The 523-nt window shown below is 48.8% G+C and carries 1 tRNA gene and 2 rRNA genes; all 3 read left to right on the top strand.

The window, feature by feature from the left end:
* Positions 1-73, top strand: a 16S ribosomal RNA gene (locus tag AC22LX_RS24800); the annotation flags it as partial.
* Between the two features lie 85 nt (positions 74-158).
* Positions 159-234, top strand: a tRNA-Glu gene (locus tag AC22LX_RS24795).
* A 190-nt stretch (positions 235-424) separates the two neighbouring features.
* A 23S ribosomal RNA gene (locus tag AC22LX_RS24790) occupies positions 425-523 on the top strand; the annotation flags it as partial.

Raw genomic sequence — 523 nt, 5'->3', positions numbered from 1 at the left:
TTTGTGATTCATGACTGGGGTGAAGTCGTAACAAGGTAACCGTAGGGGAACCTGCGGTTGGATCACCTCCTTACCTTAAAGAACCTGCCTTTGTAGTGCTCACACAGATTGTCTGATGAAAGTAAAGAAGCAAGGCGTCTTGCGATTGAGACTTCAGTGTCCCCTTCGTCTAGAGGCCCAGGACACCGCCCTTTCACGGCGGTAACAGGGGTTCGAATCCCCTAGGGGACGCCACTTGCTGGTTCGTGAGTGAAAGACGCGCGCCGACATATCTCAAAACTCATCTTCGGGTGACGTTTGAGATATTTGCTCTTTAAAAATCTGGATCAAGCTGAAAATTGAAACGACACACAGTCAATGTGTGTTCGAGTCTCTCAAATTTTCGCGACACGAAAATGTTTTACGAAACATCTTCGGGTTGTGAGGTTAAGCGACTAAGCGTACACGGTGGATGCCCTGGCAGTCAGAGGCGATGAAGGACGTGCTAATCTGCGAAAAGCGTCGGTAAGGTGATATGAACCGT

The sequence above is a fragment of the Klebsiella sp. PK01 genome (assembly GCF_057624675.1).
This window is presented reverse-complemented; position numbering and strand designations above follow the sequence as displayed.